Source organism: Halalkalibacter oceani (genome assembly GCF_023715605.1).
Classification (GTDB): Bacteria; Bacillota; Bacilli; order Bacillales; family Bacillaceae_D; genus Halalkalibacter; species Halalkalibacter oceani.
In genome coordinates this window covers 1-255 of record NZ_JAMBOL010000110.1, presented here as the reverse complement: position 1 = coordinate 255, position 255 = coordinate 1, and the positions used below count along the sequence as shown (strand labels likewise).

The 255-nt window shown below is 45.9% G+C and carries 1 tRNA gene; it reads left to right on the top strand.

From position 1 onward, the window contains the following. The first annotated feature begins 30 nt into the window (after nt 1-30). Nucleotides 31-103, top strand: a tRNA-Ala gene (locus M3202_RS22800). Nucleotides 104-255 lie beyond the last annotated feature (152 nt).

Below are 255 nucleotides of genomic sequence, written 5' to 3'. Positions count from 1 at the left end.
TCCACTCAGGCCCACCATATTATTTGATTTGGGGCCTTAGCTCAGCTGGGAGAGCGCCTGCCTTGCACGCAGGAGGTCAGCGGTTCGATCCCGCTAGGCTCCACTTTGAGAGAATTCAATCTCTCAATAATTAAGTTGCTGGAATCTGTTCTTCGATGAGGGGAACGAAGTCGGTAGCTTCATTGACAAAGAGTATTCTTCTGTCAATTGGTTCTTTGAAAACTAGATCATGATAAACAAGTAAGTTCATCGGAG